At 37.3% G+C, this 18,415-nt stretch carries 11 protein-coding genes; 9 read left to right on the top strand and 2 right to left on the bottom strand.

Features of this window, described 5'->3' with window-relative positions:
- Positions 1 to 29: 29 nt before the first annotated feature.
- Positions 30 to 629: a ribonuclease HII gene (locus H4K35_RS07740; RefSeq protein WP_182626797.1), complete on the bottom strand. Its 600-nt coding sequence runs from the start codon at positions 627 to 629 to the stop codon at positions 30 to 32.
- 446 nt (positions 630 to 1,075) lie between these two features.
- On the opposite strand from H4K35_RS07740, the gene H4K35_RS07735 reads away from it, so the two are divergent.
- The 9 genes from H4K35_RS07735 to H4K35_RS07695 all read left to right on the top strand — a co-directional run bounded on the left by H4K35_RS07735 (position 1,076) and on the right by H4K35_RS07695 (position 16,931).
- A complete protein-coding gene (locus H4K35_RS07735; RefSeq protein ID WP_182626796.1) occupies positions 1,076 to 4,132 on the top strand; it encodes a SusC/RagA family TonB-linked outer membrane protein in 3,057 nt (1,018 codons plus the stop codon).
- A 6-nt stretch (positions 4,133 to 4,138) separates the two neighbouring features.
- Positions 4,139 to 5,659: a RagB/SusD family nutrient uptake outer membrane protein gene (locus H4K35_RS07730; protein WP_182626795.1), complete on the top strand. Its 1,521-nt coding sequence runs from the start codon at positions 4,139 to 4,141 to the stop codon at positions 5,657 to 5,659.
- A 627-nt stretch (positions 5,660 to 6,286) separates the two neighbouring features.
- Complete coding sequence (locus H4K35_RS07725; RefSeq protein WP_182626794.1) at positions 6,287 to 9,520, top strand: SusC/RagA family TonB-linked outer membrane protein; 3,234 nt, start codon at positions 6,287 to 6,289, stop codon at positions 9,518 to 9,520.
- A gap of 33 nt (positions 9,521 to 9,553) precedes the next feature.
- A complete protein-coding gene (locus H4K35_RS07720; RefSeq protein ID WP_255492398.1) occupies positions 9,554 to 11,059 on the top strand; it encodes a RagB/SusD family nutrient uptake outer membrane protein in 1,506 nt (501 codons plus the stop codon).
- A gap of 102 nt (positions 11,060 to 11,161) precedes the next feature.
- Positions 11,162 to 13,195 carry a putative porin gene (locus H4K35_RS07715; protein ID WP_182626792.1) on the top strand — a complete coding sequence of 678 codons (2,034 nt, stop codon included), beginning with the start codon at positions 11,162 to 11,164 and terminating at the stop codon, positions 13,193 to 13,195.
- A 99-nt stretch (positions 13,196 to 13,294) separates the two neighbouring features.
- Positions 13,295 to 14,581 (top strand): DUF2851 family protein, encoded by a 1,287-nt coding sequence (locus tag H4K35_RS07710; protein WP_182626791.1) that lies wholly within the window; start codon positions 13,295 to 13,297, stop codon positions 14,579 to 14,581.
- 25 nt (positions 14,582 to 14,606) lie between these two features.
- On the top strand, positions 14,607 to 14,828 hold the full coding sequence (locus H4K35_RS07705; RefSeq protein WP_182626869.1) for a PspC domain-containing protein: 222 nt from the start codon (positions 14,607 to 14,609) through the stop codon (positions 14,826 to 14,828).
- 46 nt (positions 14,829 to 14,874) lie between these two features.
- The gene (locus tag H4K35_RS07700; RefSeq protein ID WP_182626790.1) at positions 14,875 to 15,777 is read left to right on the top strand and encodes a helix-hairpin-helix domain-containing protein; all 903 of its coding nucleotides are present in this window, start codon (positions 14,875 to 14,877) and stop codon (positions 15,775 to 15,777) included.
- A gap of 11 nt (positions 15,778 to 15,788) precedes the next feature.
- Entirely contained in the window at positions 15,789 to 16,931 is a 1,143-nt protein-coding gene (locus tag H4K35_RS07695; RefSeq protein ID WP_182626789.1) for an acyl-CoA dehydrogenase family protein, read from the top strand.
- 108 nt (positions 16,932 to 17,039) lie between these two features.
- Here H4K35_RS07695 and H4K35_RS07690 read toward each other — a convergent pair whose 3' ends face one another.
- On the bottom strand, positions 17,040 to 18,227 hold the full coding sequence (locus H4K35_RS07690; protein WP_182626788.1) for a dicarboxylate/amino acid:cation symporter: 1,188 nt from the start codon (positions 18,225 to 18,227) through the stop codon (positions 17,040 to 17,042).
- Positions 18,228 to 18,415 lie beyond the last annotated feature (188 nt).

Here is an 18,415-nt window from a genome sequence, read left to right as displayed (position 1 = left end):
TCTTTTGTCTATGACAAAAGAGCTTTTTTTTATAAATCTAACTTTAATTGATCAGGTAAAAGTTTAAATGACTTGCGGTGATATTTACAAGGACCGTACTCCAAAATGGCGGCTCGGTGCTCTTGGGTGGGATATCCTTTGTTTTTCTTCCAATTATACATAGGGAACTCTTCGTGTATGCGGTCCATATAGTCATCGCGATAGGTTTTTGCCAAGACTGAAGCGGCGGCTAAACTTAAGTATTTCGCATCTCCTTTTACAATACATTGGTGGGGAAGATCGGGAATAGGAGTGAACTTATTGCCGTCTACCAGTAAGAAATCAGGAAAAGGATTGAGTTGGTATACACTTTCATGCATGGCTTTTATCGCAGCGTGTAAAATGTTTAATTCTTCAATCACATCCTCGTGTAAATGAGTGACCCCATAACTCAGGGCTTGTTCTTCTATGAGTGTGCGCAATGCGTATCGGTTCTTGGCAGACAGCTGCTTAGAGTCGTTTAAGATTTCATTTGAAAAATCAGGGGGCAAAATAACAGCCGCCGCAGTTACTGGTCCAGCGATACAGCCCCTGCCAGCTTCATCTGTTCCTGCTTCATATAGCGCTTCTGAAAAGTGATGTAGTAACATAAGTGAATATAATAGAAAACAAAGGTAAGATTCTACACGTCAACTTATAGGAGGATTAGGTATTATTTACCACTAAATCCATTAACGAAAGTATAATAACGCATATTTTAACAATAAGAAAAAAAAAGCTAAATATCACTCTAGATAAGGTTAAGGGTTGATCCTTAGTTTGTTGCCGTTTTTACTGCGTTTGAACGCAGTTTTTGATCTGTTAAATGTTAGAATTTGAATAAGTTTTTGTTAAGTTTTTTAATAAGAACAAGGCTAGGTATTACTTGTTTATTTAGTATGTTTTGTAATTGATTTGTTGTTTTTTGTACAATTTCTTTGATTATGTTTCTATTTATTAGTATTTAAATGATTTGTTTCTCGTTAATGATGACGAAAGTTAACTAGTTTTTAGTTTAGTTTTTTATGTTTGCGAACTAACTAATTCAATTTAAGTAATGAGATCAAAGCTAAAATGGACAATAGGGCTATTTATGGTTCTATTTGTGCAAATTTCATTCGCTCAAGAAAAGACACTTACCGGTGTGGTTTCTGAAGAAGGATTTCCTTTGCCTGGGGCGACAGTTGTGATTCAAGGCACAACAATGGGCACACAAACCGATTTAGATGGAAATTATGCTATCAAAGTAAAAGAAGGAGATGTTGTTTCGTTTTCTTTTATCGGTTTAAAAGATGTTACATATAAAGTAGGTGCGGCTACCACTTATAATGTAACGATGAAAGCAGTAGAAGATATGTTAGAAGAGGTTATTGTTTTGGCTTATGGACAGGTTAAAACAAAGAATCAAGTAACGGGAAATGCTGTGGCAATTAAAGGAGAAGCAGTAGCTGCGACACCAATGGCTTCTGCAGACCAAGCGTTACAGGGGCGTGTAGCTGGTTTACAGATGTCAGCTTCATCTGGTTCACCTGGAGCAAAACAAAATATCCGTATTCGCGGACGTAACTCGATGACGGCTACAAATGAGCCTTTATATGTTATTGATGGTATTCCAATGTACGATGGTGATTTCTCTGGAGGAAATCAAGGGACTGATTCACCTTCGACCTCGTTGTCTTTATTGGCGACAATCAACCCTGCTGATATCGAATCGATGACTGTGTTGAAAGATGCTGGTGCAACAGCTGTATACGGTGCGCGTGGTACTAATGGTGTAATTTTAATTACAACTAAACGCGGTAAATCAGGGGCGACTAAGTTCAATTTTAGCACGCGCGTAGGTTTCCAAAATAACGCAGTGCGCGGACCGCGTTTATTGTCGTCTAATCAAAAAGAAGAAATCTTTTTAGACGGATTGTATAATACTTTTGGAGAAAAAGGAGCTGTGTTCACACGTGAGGAGGCAGGTGCTTATGCTTTAGCGAATTACTCAAAATCTGGTAACTACGGAAATTGGGTGGCTGCTGGTCGTCCTGATAATGACTGGAGTGAGTATGTGAAAAATGCAGATGCTCCTCTAACAAGTATCAACTTCTCTGCAACAGGAGGTAGTGAACGTCACAACTTCTACGCTTCCCTTTCACATGATAAAATCGAGAGTACAGTAATTGGATCTGACTTTAGACGTATTGGAGCATCGTTGAGTTTCATGCAAAAAATCACGGATAAAGTTGAATTTAATACGAGTATTAAAGTAACAAATACCAAGCAAAATGGTATTTCTGAAGGAGGCGCTTACTTCTCTAATCCGAACTATACTCGATTGGTGATGAATCCTTGGAATCCATTGTACAATGCTGATGGATCTTACTATTTGCCAAATTCAGGTTATCACAATGTGGTGTATACGACCAAACACAATCAAACGTTAAACGATGTAACACGTGTAATTAACTCTAACTCTATTAGCTATGCAATTACAGACGACTTGAAATTCACTTCGTCTATGGCTGTTGACTATACGTTAGCGGATTATTCTGAAACTAGAAATGCAGTACACGGAGATGGTAAAAACTACGGTGGTACGGCTGGAAAAGCGGTTCGTAATAACTTCAATTACGTGGCGCAAAATGGATTGGATTACAAATTCTATTTAGGAGATAACCACCAGTTCAACGCAAAAGTGTTGATGGAGTATCAAAAATCAAAACGCCGTTTCTTAGAAGGATCAGGACAAGTTCTTTTGGATGGGTTTAATTCCCTAGCTGCAGCAGCTGCGAATAAAGATGCTAACTATGCCTTTTTGGATGATGCAAACTTAGGATATGTAGGGATTATCAACTATAACTATCAAAATAGATTCTTAGTAGACGTAACAGGTAGACGCGAAGGTTCTTCTAAATTTACTGATCGCATTGGATACTTCTATTCTGTAGGAGGAGCTTGGAATATGCACTTAGAAAATTGGATGGCGAATCAATCTACAATTTCTACTATGCGATTTAGAGGTTCATACGGTACAAATGGTAACTCACAAATTAATCCGAATCAATATGTGCGTCAAGTAGATGTTGTTTCTTATGATGGTGAGGCAGCTTTGATCCCAGTGCAAATTGGTGGACCAATTGGATGGGAAAAACAACAAAAGATGGATTTCGGATTTATGTTGGGAATGTTTGACGATCGCTTTACTTTAGGTGCTACTTATTTCGAAAGTAAAACAAGTGATTTACTTTACAAGAGAACACTATCTAAAATGTCTGGTTTCGATTCTCAAATGATGAATATGGGAGCGATGAATAACCGTGGTATTGAGCTAGAGGTAAACGCAGATATCGTTCGTTCAAAAGATTTTAACATTTCAGTTGGAGCAAACTTTGGTACGGTACGCAATAGAATTACTGAAATGCCTGTTTTTGATGGGGTTGAAATAAAAGATTTTAAATCGTATACTGCCGATGTAAAAGGACATTCAGTTGCAGAGTGGTATATGCCGACATGGGCAGGAGTTGATTCTCAAACAGGGCAACCAATGTGGTATGATGCTAATAATGAGAAAACATCGAAATACGGTGATGCAGAAGCTAGATTCCAAGGAGCAAGTGCACTGCCTAAGTTTACGGGAGGAGCAAATCTACACGTAGATTACAAAGGATTCTTCTTAGACGGAATGTTTACTTTTGCTGGAGGTCACAAAGTGTATGAACAATATGCATTTAAAACAGCTGGAACAACAAGTGCATTGATCTCATCTAATGCATCTTCAGATGTAATGGATAGATGGCAAAAGCCTGGGGATATCACTAATGTGCCAATTGTTCAATATGAAGCAACAGGAGGAAATGCTAATTATACTAGTCCATCCACGCGATTTTTATACGATGGAGATTATATCCGATTGAGAAACGTTAGCTTAGGGTATAACTTTAACTCAGAAATCACAAGAGCACTGAAAGTAGACGGATTAACGCTTTCTGTAATCGGTACAAATTTGTGGACTTGGGTTAAGGATAAAGGGTTGAACTACGATCCAGAAGTAGATGCTTCAGGTTATGTAAACCTTGCAACTCCACCGGTTAAATCAATTGTATTCTCTGTTAATGTTAAGTTTTAAAAAGATATGAAAAAGATACTATTTTCAATTGTAGCCCTAGCATTGCTTTCATCTGGATTAACAAGTTGTTCAGATGATCGCTTAGACGCTACCCTAGAGGGAGCTCGTGATATTGAAGCGAAACCAATCGAGACAGTAACGGATTTGCGTGCAACGGTATCAGGCGCCTATTATAGAATGGTAGAAGCTGCTTATTATGGCCGTGATATCATTATTTACAGCGAAGTACGTGGAGATAACGCTTATGCAGCCGCGGGATTTTCAAACCGTTTTCAAAATGTGTCAAGCTATAATTTAACGCCTACACATGCGTATCCATCTGATACGTGGAAGAAAATTTACGAGGTTATTAGTTCTGCAAACTTAGCGATTGGCGCTACCATTAAAACGGGAAGTGAGAAAGATATTAATCAAGGAAAAGCAGAAGCTTTGGCCATTCGCGCTTTAGCACATTTCGACTTGTTGCGTCTTTACGGTCAACAATATGTAGGTGACAGTGGATTAGATGGATTGGGAATCCCTTACATCAAGCAATTTGGCGAGCTAGATGCAAAGAATTACAAGCGTTTATCTGTACGTGAAGTGCGCGACAACATCTATAAGGATTTAGATGATGCTTTGGCATTAGTCGATAAAAATGCGACAAATAAAAAGCGTTTCACTCAACAAGCTATTTACGGTGTGAAATCTAGAGTAGCCTTGTTTTTTGGAGCTTTTCAAGAGAGTGATTATGCGATCGCCTTGACAAGTGCTCAAAAAGCAATGGAATTAGGAGGAGGAATTATTCAGCAGAGCGCTTATGTGGCTTCATTTAGCGCTGAAGAACCTCAAAGTAATTCAGTATTCGAATTAGCACAAGACAACGTCAATAATTTAGGAAACAACTCTTTGTATAATATCTATGCGTATAGAGGATACGGAGACGTAGTTGGATTAGAGGAGAACTTACAAGATCTATTCGAAGATCAAACCGATATTCGCTCTTCTGTTGAAATGCAAGGGTACAATAACCTGACCCAAAATGATAAAGGAAACTACAAAAAAGTTGGACCAAATAAATTCGTCAAACTAACGGAGAAAGAATTGGATGGTACAGTTGTTGTGGATCCTGCAATTCGCTATTCGTTCGAGTACTACCGCAACTTTGGTAAATACACGAAAATTAGTTCGAATATTAAGGTAATGCGTTATGAAGAGTTGGCATTTAATTTCATTGAAGCAGCAGTGCGATCAAAAACAGAAGAAGGTGCAGCGCTAAATCTATTGAATAAAATTGCGGCAGAGCGCTATGACGATAAACCAGTAGCGAAGTACGATAAACTTACGTTAGCGACTGTGTTAACGGAAAGACGTAAGGAACTTATTTTCGAAGGATTCCGCTTTGAGGATCAAATGAGAAACAAAGAAAACTTAGCAAGTACGCCACAATCAAAAGAAGGAATGCTATATGGTTCACCTAAACTGGCGTTCCCTATTCCTCGTAATGAGATCAATGCGAGTAAAATTGACCAAAACGAAAGCTACTAAACAGTAATAGTACTGAAAGCACAAAAAGGCTTTGTCCTTTTTAAGGTATAACCCCGTCAATTCGACGGGGTTTTTTTATTGGGGTTTTTCTTATACTAGCTTGAATACAGCAAAGGAGCTGTTCTCAATTTGTCCGATTGCTAATTATATTGTAGCATGATTGAAGTTACTTCGTTAATTTGTAGGAGGTTGTGTTCGGAATGCATGCACCTTTATCTTGCTCACTCCGCCAGGAATTGTATGTTATTAACAATTGTTGTGCAAATTCATTGAATTAGGAGACAAGGTTTAATTTTTTATGGATAAATCTTCTTTTTATTTATTTAAAATAAATGTTTTAATACTTATTATGAAGGATAGTGTAGATGCGATTCGTTAATTAAAATCGGGCTGTTTTGCTAAAAATATATTAAATATTTGATTAGTTCAATATTTAGAGTCTTACATATACTATTCGTTTTATTGAAATAGAGTTGAGTTTATCCGTTTAAATTAGCAATAAAACTAATGATTTATTAGATATTATCTTTTTGACGTCGCTTTTTTATCTTGATTTAGTGAAAATGGTTTAGGAGGTGTGAGAAAAAATGTTTAGATTTGTTTAACTAACTAATCAATTTTTTAAGAATGAGATCGAAGATTAAGTGGATTTATGCGTGCATAATGATCCTACTTGTACAAGTGGGCTTTGCACAGGAGAAAACACTTTCTGGGGTGGTAATGGAAGACGGTATGCCACTACCAGGAGTAACGGTTGTGATTCAAGGCACCCAAGAAGGGACACAAACCGATTTAGATGGAAAGTATACGTTAAAAACGAAACCAGGACAAGTGCTTGTGTTTTCTTTTATCGGTATGCAAGACGTGAAGTATACGGTAGGTAATGCAGCGTTACACAATGTAACGATGACTGCAGAAGACAACGTACTTGACGAAGTTATCGTTGTAGGATATGGTACAGCGAAAAAAGAATCGTTTACAGGTTCAGCAACTCAAATTGACAGCAAACGCATTGAGAACAAAAACGTATCCAATGCGGTATCGGCTTTATCAGGAGAAGCTGCAGGGGTTCGCGTTATTACAACAAGTGGTCAGCCAGGTTCTGAGCCAACAGTTCGTATTCGTGGATTCGGTTCAGTAAACGGAAACAGAAATCCATTGTACATTGTAGATGGTGTTCCTTTTATGGGAAGTATCAGTTCGATCAACCCTTCTGATATTGGTTCAATGACAGTATTAAAAGATGCTACTGCTACAGCAATCTACGGTTCTCGTGGAGCGAATGGAGTTGTAATCATCAATACTAAAACAGGTAGAGGAAGTGATTCTTTTATCGAAGTTGAAACAAAAACAGGGGTGAACTGGAGAGCGTTACCTCGTTATAACGTAATCACTTCTCCAGAGCGTTATGCTGAGCTTTCATGGGAGTCAGCTAAAGGATTTGGTAAATTTCACCCAAGCCTACAGTATAATGATGAGGAAGCTACTGATTGGGCAAATAACACATTATTTCACCAAGGTTATGGAATTCACCCACGTTATAATATGTGGAATGTTGCTAACGGTGGAGAGTTAATTGATCCTACTACAGGAAGAGTGCGCCCAGGAGTGACAAGAAAGTATAATCCTGAAAATTGGGAAGATTACGCGTTTAAAGCGTCTATTCGTACAGAAGCAAACCTTACTATGGGTGGGTCTTCAGAAAAAACTTCGTACTTTACCTCTTTGGGTTACTTAAAAGACGAAGGGTATTCAGTTAATTCTGATTATGAGCGTTTAACAGGGCGTTTAAATTTACAGCACAAACCAAAAGAGTGGTTGGATGCTAAGATGAATTTAGGATATACGCATGCTGAAACAAATAGTCCAGGACAAACAACTGATTCAGGAAGTATTTTCTGGTTTACAGATAATATTCCTTCTATCTATCCTTTATTCACTAGAGATGCCAATGGAAATAAAATTCCAGATATCTATGGCGGTAGTCAATATGACTATGGAACAGGACGAGGATTTGGTGCTTTAACGAATGCTATTGGTGATGCTACGTATGGAAAAGATAAAAGTACAAAAGATGAAGTTAGTGCAAATGCTTCATTTACAGTTGATCTTTATGATGGATTGACATTTGAAACTAATATCGGAGGACAGTTCTACAGCAATACAAGAGACGTATTGAACAGTGTTTTCTATGGTTCTGCGGCTTCAATGGGCGGGTCTATTTACAAAGTTAAATCAGAATTGTTTACCTACAACTGGACCAAAATGTTGCGTTACAAAAACGTATTTGGTGATCATGGATTAGAAGTTTTAGCAGCTCATGAAAATAGTTCTTATGAGTTCAGATTGAATGAAATGAGTAAAAACGCTTTAGCGGATCCTAGTTCAACACAATTGAATAATGCGGCAATTAGCAGCCCAAGTGGAGGATGGTTAGATCAATATACTCTTGAGAGTTACTTTGCAAAAGTAGACTACGATTATCAAGGGAAATACTTCCTTGGAGGTATTATTCGTCGTGATGGATCGTCTAAATTCAAGAATGACAAATGGGGGACTTTTGGATCTGTTGGTGCTGCATGGGTAGTAACAAGAGAAGAGTTCATGATGAACCAAAATGTTTTTAGTAATTTAAAATTAAAAGCGAGTTACGGTTTAACAGGAGACCAAACGTCATATACCGTGATTGACGGAAGAAACGTAGAAGCTTATCACCCAGGAGAGAATCTATGGCAAGTTTGGAACTATGATGGAGGTTTAGCTATTTATGAAGATAAAGTTGGTAACCCTGATTTAACTTGGGAGAAATCTAAAATGTTCCAAGTTGGTTTAGAGTTTAGTTTAGGAAAGTATATTGATGCAAGTGTTGATTACTACTTAAAGAAAACAGATGACTTAATTTTTAACCGTAAGTTAGGACCATCAGTTGGTTATGAAGGAATTACTGTTAATGATGGACGTTTAACCAACCAAGGGATTGAGTTTAATGTTGTAGGACATTTATTGAAAACAAAAGATGCCTTCATCGATTTGTCAATCAATGGAGAGCACTTGAAAAATAAATTGAACAATATGCCAATTGATCCAATGACAGGTAGAGAGAAACCTGTGGATATTAGTGGTGTAATGGGACGTGCTGCAGGACACTCAATTGGTGATTTCTATTTGAGAGAATACGCTGGTGTTAATGCAGAAACAGGTCAAGCTCAGTGGTATGTGTATACATATGAGGATGCGAATGGTGATAGACAAAAAATTGCCTCAATGACTGATTTCTTAGTTAATCAACCAGAATTTGCTGGAAGTGTCGAAAAAGAGACAACAACACTTTATGGTGAGGCAACTCAGAAGTTTGTTGGAAAGTCTGCAATTCCTACGCTTAGAGGAGGAATCAACTTAAATGCAGGATACAAAGGATGGGAGTTAAGTGTTCAAGCCTTATACAGTTTAGGTGGATATGCATATGATGATACTTATGCTGGATTGATGGATAACAGACGAATTGGAGGAAATAACTGGCATAAAGACATTGAAAACCGTTGGCAAAAGCCTGGTGACATCACTGATGTACCTCGTTTGTCAAGTGGAGTAGATCCGAACTATGCATCACTTTCAACGCGTTATTTGACAAAAGCAGATTACTTGAGCATCAACAACATTCGCTTAGGTTATACATTGCCTAAAAACATTGTAAAAAATATGGGCTTAGCTGATTTGAGTTTCTATGTTTCTGGAGATAACTTATTCTTGTTTACAAAACGTGATGGATTTAATCCAATGACGAATGAATTTGGTACTTCAGACACCTATAGATACTCTCCATTAACTACTATTACAGGTGGTGTAAGAGTTAAGTTTTAATCCAAAAGAAATAGATAAATGAAAAAAATATTGATGGTTGCTCTTGGAGCAGGATTGCTTTTGGGGGCGTGTTCTAAAGATTATTTAGACATTAGTTCAACAAGGTATATATCAAAAAGTGATATTGACGAAATTTCAAAAACATCACCACACCTAAAAGATGGTACATTAAATGGACTATATGCATATAATATGTTGGCTTTTGGTGGAGGAACAACAGGACATGATGATTTCGGTCAAAAAGGGTATGATATCTACACGGATATGTTAAGTGGAGATATGAACTTAAACAGTGCTATCTATGGATGGTATAGAGGAGTAGTAGATTTTTCAGATATGCAAAATTATGCTGCAAATCCGAATTTTAAACCTTGGCGTTTTTACTACTTCATGATTCGCAGTACAAATCAGATTATTACAAATTTAGCTGGCGCAGATGGTAAAAAAGTGCCTGAATCTGATAAGGATAAAGCAGTTGTAGCTGAAGCTAAAGCGCTTCGCGCTTATATGTATTACAACTTAGTTAATATGTATACGTTAGGTTATGATGCAAACGAAAAGATTCTTCCAATCTATACACAAGCAGTAGATTATAATACACCATCAAAACATACGCAGGAAGTATACGCATTGATGATCGATGATTTAACAGAATCATTAGCGTTATATGAGGCAGCAGGGCGTAATGTTACGGGTCAAAGAAAGGCAGTGGATTACAATGTAGCACAAGCAATCCTAGCATATGTATATGCTAGTAAAGGAACTACAGACGCTTTAACTGAAGCAGCTCGATTATCTGCTGAAGTTATGACAAAATATCCTTTAGCTTCTAAAGATGTATTGTTGAAAGGATTTAATAAGGTAAATGATAACCCGAACTGGATGTGGTCTGGAGTAATTGATCTTCAAACGAATTTAGACTTAGTTTCTTGGTGGGGTCAAGTTGATATCTATACCTATAGCTATGCGGCTGTTGGAGATACTAAAGGAATTAGTAAAGAATTATACGATGCAATTCCTGCTAATGATGTTCGTAAAGCTCAATTCAAGGAAGGTCCGGAATTTGATGATATTAACGGCGATTCTGAAGATTACGGAGAATTATCAATCCTTCCTGTTGGAAAATTCTTTGCTTCGGATGGAAAAATCTTAATGGGTGCTCGTATTGTTCAATCTGATTATGTTTATATGCGTGTTGAAGAGATGTATTTATTGAATGCAGAAGTTAATGCAAGACTAAGCAATGATGGTGCAGCTAAAGCATCACTTAAAAAGCTCATGGAAATCCGTTTAGATGATGTAGCATATATCGATGGATTAAGTGGATCAGCACTATTAGATGAAATCCTTTTACAAACTCGAATTGAGCTATGGGGTGAAGGGAAAACTTATGCAGCTATTAAGCGTAATAAGAAAGAATTTAAATATGGATCAAACCACTTGTACTTTCCAACAAATGTAATTCCATATGATGACGCTAGACTTACGTTTAAAGTTCCTCAAGCAGAAATCTTAAATAACCCAGTTTATAATAACTAAATATAGAAAGCCATCTTCGGATGGCTTTTTTTATTATCTTAAATTGACACAGTATCACTATTATAATAAAAATAAAATTAACTTTGCTTAAATTTATTTTTTATGCGAAAGTGTCTTTACTTGGTATTTTGTTTGCTGGGCTTTTGTGTGGTTGCCTACGCTCAGTTGCAACCAGCAAGAATAGATCGAGGGAATACAACAAATTTTGGGGATCCAAACGACCCTTATAACAACAACTTTGGCGATCCTAGAAACCAAGAACCACAACAGGGAAATCAAGAAAAAAGAAGTTTAAGAGAAAAGGTAAAGAAAGATTCAGTTGCCCCTATCAAAGACTATAAGATCATCACGATTCTTCGTGATACGGTGGCTGTGGATACCGCCTTGGCATTAAAGAGCTACTACAAGTTTAACTACTTGCGAAAAGATAATTTCGGCTTATTGCCTTTTGCCAATGAAGGACAAACCTATGCAACCCTGAAATACAATATAAAAGCAAATGCTGTTTTGCCTGATTTTGGTTTTGAAGCTAAACAGTTTAACTACCTCAGAGCAGAAGATATTACCTATCATTCAAGTCCAACACCACGTACCGAATTATATTATAAAACGGTTATGAAACAAGGACAAAGTTTGGATGCTTTTATTACCCTGAATACCAGTGAACACCTCAATTTATTCCTCGCTTATAAAGGAATGCGTTCTTTAGGGAAATACATGAGTCAATTGTCTTCAACAGGAAACTTCCGAATAGGTGGAAGCTATTATTCGCCCAATAAACGCTATGTCCTTTTCACCCACTTCGTAGCTCAAGACATTTTGAATCAAGAAAACGGAGGTATTGTCGATTTAGATTTATTCGAATCAAGTGAAAAACCATATAATAAACGCGAACGCCTCAATGTGTATTTTCGTGATGGAGAAACACTATTAAAAGGAAAACGCTTGTTTTTACACCACGAATATCAATTGAATAGTTCGCTTGCTAACGGTATTTTATTGACCCATGAATTTGCTTATGAGGATAAATTCTTTGAGTACTCCCAAGCGGACTTAAATAATACGTATACCCAAAAAGATCGCTTTGGTGCCTCTTTTCAATCGTCTATTTCAAATAAAACTAGATACTATACTCTTTCTAATAAAGTAGGGGCTGCCTTTCAATCGGGCTTACTGGGACGTATCGAAGTGTATGCGGATTTCTATAAATACAATTATAACTACAAGAGTTTTGCAAACATAAACAATGTACTTATTCCAAATTTATTAGAAAAAAACATAACCTTGGTCGGTGGAAAATATACCTATAAAAAGGAAAATTGGAATGCCTTTCTCTTGGTGTATAATTCTCTAGGAAATGACAATACCAGTAATATACAAGCCAATATTGATTACTCATTTGCAGAGAATATCGGATTGCAAGCGGGGTATCAGAAGTTGAATCGCATGGGAAATTTGAACTTTTACTTATACCAAAGTGATTACCTGCATTACAACTGGAATAATAACTTTAACAATGAAAAGATCAATCAATTTGATGCTAAGCTAAAAACGCCTTGGATCACTTTAGAAGGATCGTATCAAGTAATTAAAGATAAATTATATTTCTCCAATGACAATCCTGACTACAATGAATTTGGTATTGCAAAACAATTGTTGATTACGCCTAAACAATACGGCAATACAATTAACTACCTTTCGTTACAAGCGTCAAAAGAAATCACATTTGGAAAATTTGGGTTAGACAATACCATTTTATATCAAGAAGTTGATCAGGCCGATGCCATCATAAACGTGCCAAAATTGCTAACACGTAATACGTTTTACTATAAAGGCGCCATGTTTAAGAAAGCGTTGAAATTCCAAACAGGTATTACATTTACATATTTTAGTAAGTATTATGGAAATGATTACAATCCGGTAATTGGCGATTTTTACGTGCAAGATAAAGTGAAAATTGGCGATTATCCTGTTTTTGACTTTTTCATTGATATGAAGGTGCGTACCGCGCGTATCTATCTTATCCTAGAACACTTTAATAGCAGCATGTCAGGTTATAAATACTATACTGCACCTAATTATCCCTATAAGGATTTTACCTTTAGATTTGGGTTAGTTTGGAACTTCTTTAGTTAAATTATATAAGGTTAGCATCAGGCTAACCTTTTTTTGTGCTTTGCGATTTCTTTTGGTCAGATTTTTGTTCTGTTGAATATTCGTACTAAAATCTGCATCATGAAAGAAGCCTTTGTACAATATGTGTGGAATAAACAACTGTTTACCACCCTGACAATGCGAACAGCACAACAACACTTAGTGACTGTGCAACATCCTGGGCAATGGTCTAGCTTGGCAGGACCAGATTTTTTTTACGCGCAAATTACACTCGACGGACAGCGTTGGATTGGCAATGTCGAAGTACATCTCCAATCTTCCGATTGGTATCGGCATCATCACCAAAACGATGCCCGCTATGACAATGTGATCTTACATGTAGTGTGGGACTACGATATGCCAGTCTTCAATTCAAAGGGAAGTGAAATACCGACTTTAGTTGTCGCGGACTATGTGCAAAAGCAAGTCATGTACCAAGTCGAAAAGCTCCTTGCACCCAAGACTACTATTAATTGTCAAACCCTCCTAAAAGACACCCTAACTCCGATTGAATGGTCTAAATGGAAAGAAACGCTCTACATTGAGCGTCTGCAAGATAAAGCCAAACAAATTGAACAGCTATTGCAGGAAACAAACTACAACTGGAACCAAGTCTTATTTTGCCTAGTAGCTAAAAATTTCGGTTTGAACGTCAATGGGGATGCCTTTTTTGAAATGGCAAAAGCCCTGCCAATTCAGATTTTGTTAAAAGAAGGCGAAGAATTAATGGCGATCGAAGCACTATTTTTTGGTATGGCAGGTCTTCTTCAAGAGGAGGAGGAAGTCGTAGATCGCTATTATTGGGATTTAGTCGGCCGATGGCGGTTTTATCAACACAAGTACCAACTACAAGCCCGAAGTCCGACCACTATGCATTTCTTTAAACTTCGGCCTCCAAATTTTCCAACTATTCGCTTGGCTCAACTTGCCTCGTGGTTTTTTAAGCACAAATATCAATTGGGTCAACTACTGGAGACTCGAGGACGCTCCCATTTATTGCATCTAGTACAAGCAGAAGTAAGCCCGTATTGGGAAACCCACTATACTTTTTACAAAGAAAGTAAACCGCAAAAAAAAGAAGTGACGCTTGCCTTTCAAGAGCTTCTCCTCCTCAATACGGTTATTCCCATGCAATATGTATGGGCTTGCAATAAAAATAGGGAAGAGGAAGTAGAGAATATCACCGCTCTTAGTGCTGAATTAAAAGCAGAATCTAATGCAATTGTTGCTTTATTTGAGCGCGAAGGCGTAGTAATCGACAATGCTTTTGATAGCCAAGCCCTCATTCAATTGAAAAAGACCTATTGCGATGTGAATAAATGTCTGTCTTGTGCAATTGGTCGCGCTATTCTAAATAAAAAGAATTAAATTTGTATTACAACAGAAAAGAATGATGATAAACAATTTGCGCTATTTTTTGGAGAAGCACGGCTTTAAAGTTTCTACCCGCTTGGGAGAACGTTTAGGGATTCGCGTTACGAATATCCGCCTATTCTTTATTTACCTCTCTTTTTTTACGTTGGGTTTAGCTTTCGCACTCTATTTGACCTTGGCCTTTTTCGTGCGTTTGAAAGATTTAATCTATACAAAGCGAAGTTCTGTTTTTGATTTGTAGATATACCACCTAACGTTGAATTGTAATACACAAGCCTTGATTGTGTATGAAATTAAACAACTACTTTTATCATTGGTCTTACTATACCCAAACACAAAAGCGTGGATTTATTTTCCTGCTGCTTGGGTTTATGCTGATTCAAATAACCTTGTGCCTGTTGGTTTACTATACAAACCAAACACAACCCCCCGATGTGATTCCTCAAAACATCCAAGTAGCCCTACAAGCAGAACTGGATAGTCTTAACCGATTAGCATCAAAAAGGAAGGATACAATCTATCCTTTCAACCCCAATTATATCAGCGATTATAAAGGGTTTTTCTTGGAATTATCAACGGAGGAGATTGATCGACTCTTGGCTTTTAGAGCCACTAACCAAATCATCACCTCTACAAGTGATTTCCAAAAAGTGACAGGAGTTTCCGAAGAATGGATACAAAAGTATAGTCCGTATTTTGTGTTTTATGCGAAAGCGAAAATGCAAAAAACACAGGTAAACACAACAATTGCTACTAAAAATGCTCCATCGAATCAAGGCCTACTTCCGATGCAAGATATTAACGGGACTACCGCAGAACATTTACAGCTAATTCGCGGTATAGGTCCTGCATTGTCAAAGCGTATTATTGATGATCGAGACAAATGGGGAGGTTATGTTCACATGGATCAATTAAAATTTGTGTATGGACTTTCTGAGGAGGTGATAAGCTTACTTTTTCAGCAGTTTGCCGTTCTAAACGCGCCCCAAATCAATCCTGTAGACCTCAATGAAGCTGGGGTAGATGAATTGAAAAATATCCCGTATTTGAATTATTTTCTCGCAAGAGAGATTGTTAAATATCGAAGTTTGCACGGAGATTTTGTTAATAAAGAACAATTAAGAGAAATTGAAAAAATTCCACTTGACAGGATTCATATAATTAGTTTATATTTGAAAATTAGGAATTAAATTAAACAACCATGAATTTTGAATACAATGAAACTCAAGCAATGATTGCTGAGTCTATTAGAGATTTTGCAGAACAAAATATACGTCCATACATTATGGAGTGGGATGAAGCACAGATTTTTCCAGTTGATTTATTTAAGAAATTAGGGGAAATGGGGTATATGGGTGTACTGGTTCCAGAAGAATATGGAGGATCAGGATTGAACTATCACGAATACATTACAATTGTAGAGGAAATATCAAAAGTAGATTCATCGATCGGTTTATCTGTAGCAGCTCATAATTCATTATGTACAAATCATATTTTGACGTTCGGAAATGAAGAGCAAAAGAAGAAATGGTTGCCAAAATTAGCTACTGCAGAGTGGATTGGTGCTTGGGGATTAACGGAGCACAATACAGGATCTGATGCAGGAGGAATGAATACTACAGCAGTAAAAGATGGAGATCACTGGGTGTTAAACGGTGCTAAAAACTTTATTACACACGCTATTTCTGGAAACGTTGCAGTTGTAATTGCACGTTCAGGTGAGAAAGGTGATTCTCGCGGAATGACTGCTTTTGTTATTGAAAAGGGAACACCAGGATTTTCAAGTGGAAGAAAAGAAAATAAATTGGGAATGCGCGCTTCTGAAACGGCAGAATTGATTTTTGATAACTGTCGCGTACCAGACGCAAATCGTTTAGGTGAAGTAGGTGAAGGATTTATCCAAGCGATGAAAGTTTTAGATGGTGGCCGTATTTCAATTGGTGCTTTATCTTTGGGAATTGCAAAAGGAGCTTATGAAGCTGCGTTAAAGTATTCAAAAGAAAGAGTGCAATTCGGAAAGCCAATCAGCGATTTCCAAGCGATAGGATTTAAGTTAGCCGACATGGCAACTGAAATTGAAGCTTCTGAATTGTTGTTACACAAAGCAGCCTTCTTGAAAAACAATAATAAGCCGATGACTAAATTAGGAGCAATGGCAAAAATGTATGCTTCTGAAGTATGTGTGAAGGTTTCAACAGATGCGATCCAAATCCACGGTGGATACGGATACACAAAAGATTTCCCAGTAGAGAAATTCTTCCGTGATTCTAAACTGTGTACTATTGGAGAAGGAACAACAGAAATTCAGAAATTAGTTATTTCTAGAAATATATTAAAAGAATAGTGTATCTAGTTGCATAGAAGAGAGGCTGTCTAATAAGCCAAACAATATAAAACCCCACCTATTTTTAGGTGGGGTTTTTTTGTGCTGTACAAGTTGTATAGCGTTATTTCAGGACTGAACAGTTTCGGTTGTTGAACTTTCTCTTTGTTCACTGTACTTGGTAACCATCATGCTCAATGCACCATCACCTGTTATATTACAAGCTGTACCAAAGCTGTCTTGTAAGGCAAAAATCGTAAGTGTTAAAGCAATTCCCGCATCGTCGAAGCCTAATACGGAGGTGATAATTCCCAAAGAAGCCATCACCGTACCGCCTGGAACACCAGGGGCGCCAATGGCGAATATACCCAACAACAAAATAAATACAATAAGCGTTCCTATAGACGGGATACTGCCATAGAGTACTTGAGAAACCGTCATAACAAAAAACACTTCCGTCAATACCGATCCACATAAGTGTATATTCGAGAAAAAAGGAATAGTGAAATCGGTGATTGCAGGTTTTAACACCTTACTTTTATGTGCCGACTGTAAGGCTACACCTAAGGTTGCTGCTGAGGACATCGTGCCTACGGCTGTTAAATAGGCCGGACCGTAATGCTTTACTACCTCCCACGGATTTTTCTTGCTATATAGGCCTGCTAGCGTATACAGTATGGCTAACCATACAAAATGAGCGACAATCACGATCAATATAACCTGAATAAAAATAGGAAGTTGGGATTGAATAGATCCCTCATAGCTCAGAATAGCAAAATTGCTCATAATGTAAAAAGGCAATATCGGAATCAAAACGCGGTTGACCAGCAGCAAAACAATATCCTTAAACTGATCAAAAACCTTTTCTAAAGGCTTGGATTCGATCCATAAAATCCCAATCCCAATCATCAAAGCAAGGGTTAATGCTGTCATTACTCCAAATACAGGAGGAATATCTAATTTAAACAGCATTTCGGGAATCTCTCTTAGTTCAGAAGCGGTGTTGGTAACCTGTAACCGCGGAATTAATTCATATCCCAAAGTGGCACTAAAAAAACCGGCCCCTATACTCGAAATATAGGCGATGGCTACCGAAAAACCAATGATTCGAAGGGAGTCTCGGTGTAGTTTGGTAATGGAAGAGACAACAAACCCCAATATGATTAAGGGAACGAGAAACAAAATCAGCTGACCTAAAATATGCCTCGTCGATAAAATAATTTGCAAGAGGGTTTCATTGAGATAACTTCCAGCGATTAATCCGACTATCGCTCCTAGCAATAAACGGAAAATAGTATTGTTTAATATTTTTTGCATCGTTGATTTTTTTAATTCAAAGTAAAAGTAAAAACCATGTAGCATTTTTACAGTAAAAAAGAAATAATATACCATATAGATGGTAGCAGTAAACAAAGGGAAGGGATTGCGTTGTTTCGATAATCAATGAAATAGTTTAAGTTGTTTAAAAAATAAAATAAACACAATCGGTTTTATGCGCTTAGATA

The organism is Myroides sp. NP-2 (assembly GCF_014145665.1).
Taxonomy (GTDB): domain Bacteria; phylum Bacteroidota; class Bacteroidia; order Flavobacteriales; family Flavobacteriaceae; genus Flavobacterium.
Note: the sequence above shows the minus strand (reverse complement) of the source record. Positions and strands in the feature narration are given on the sequence as shown.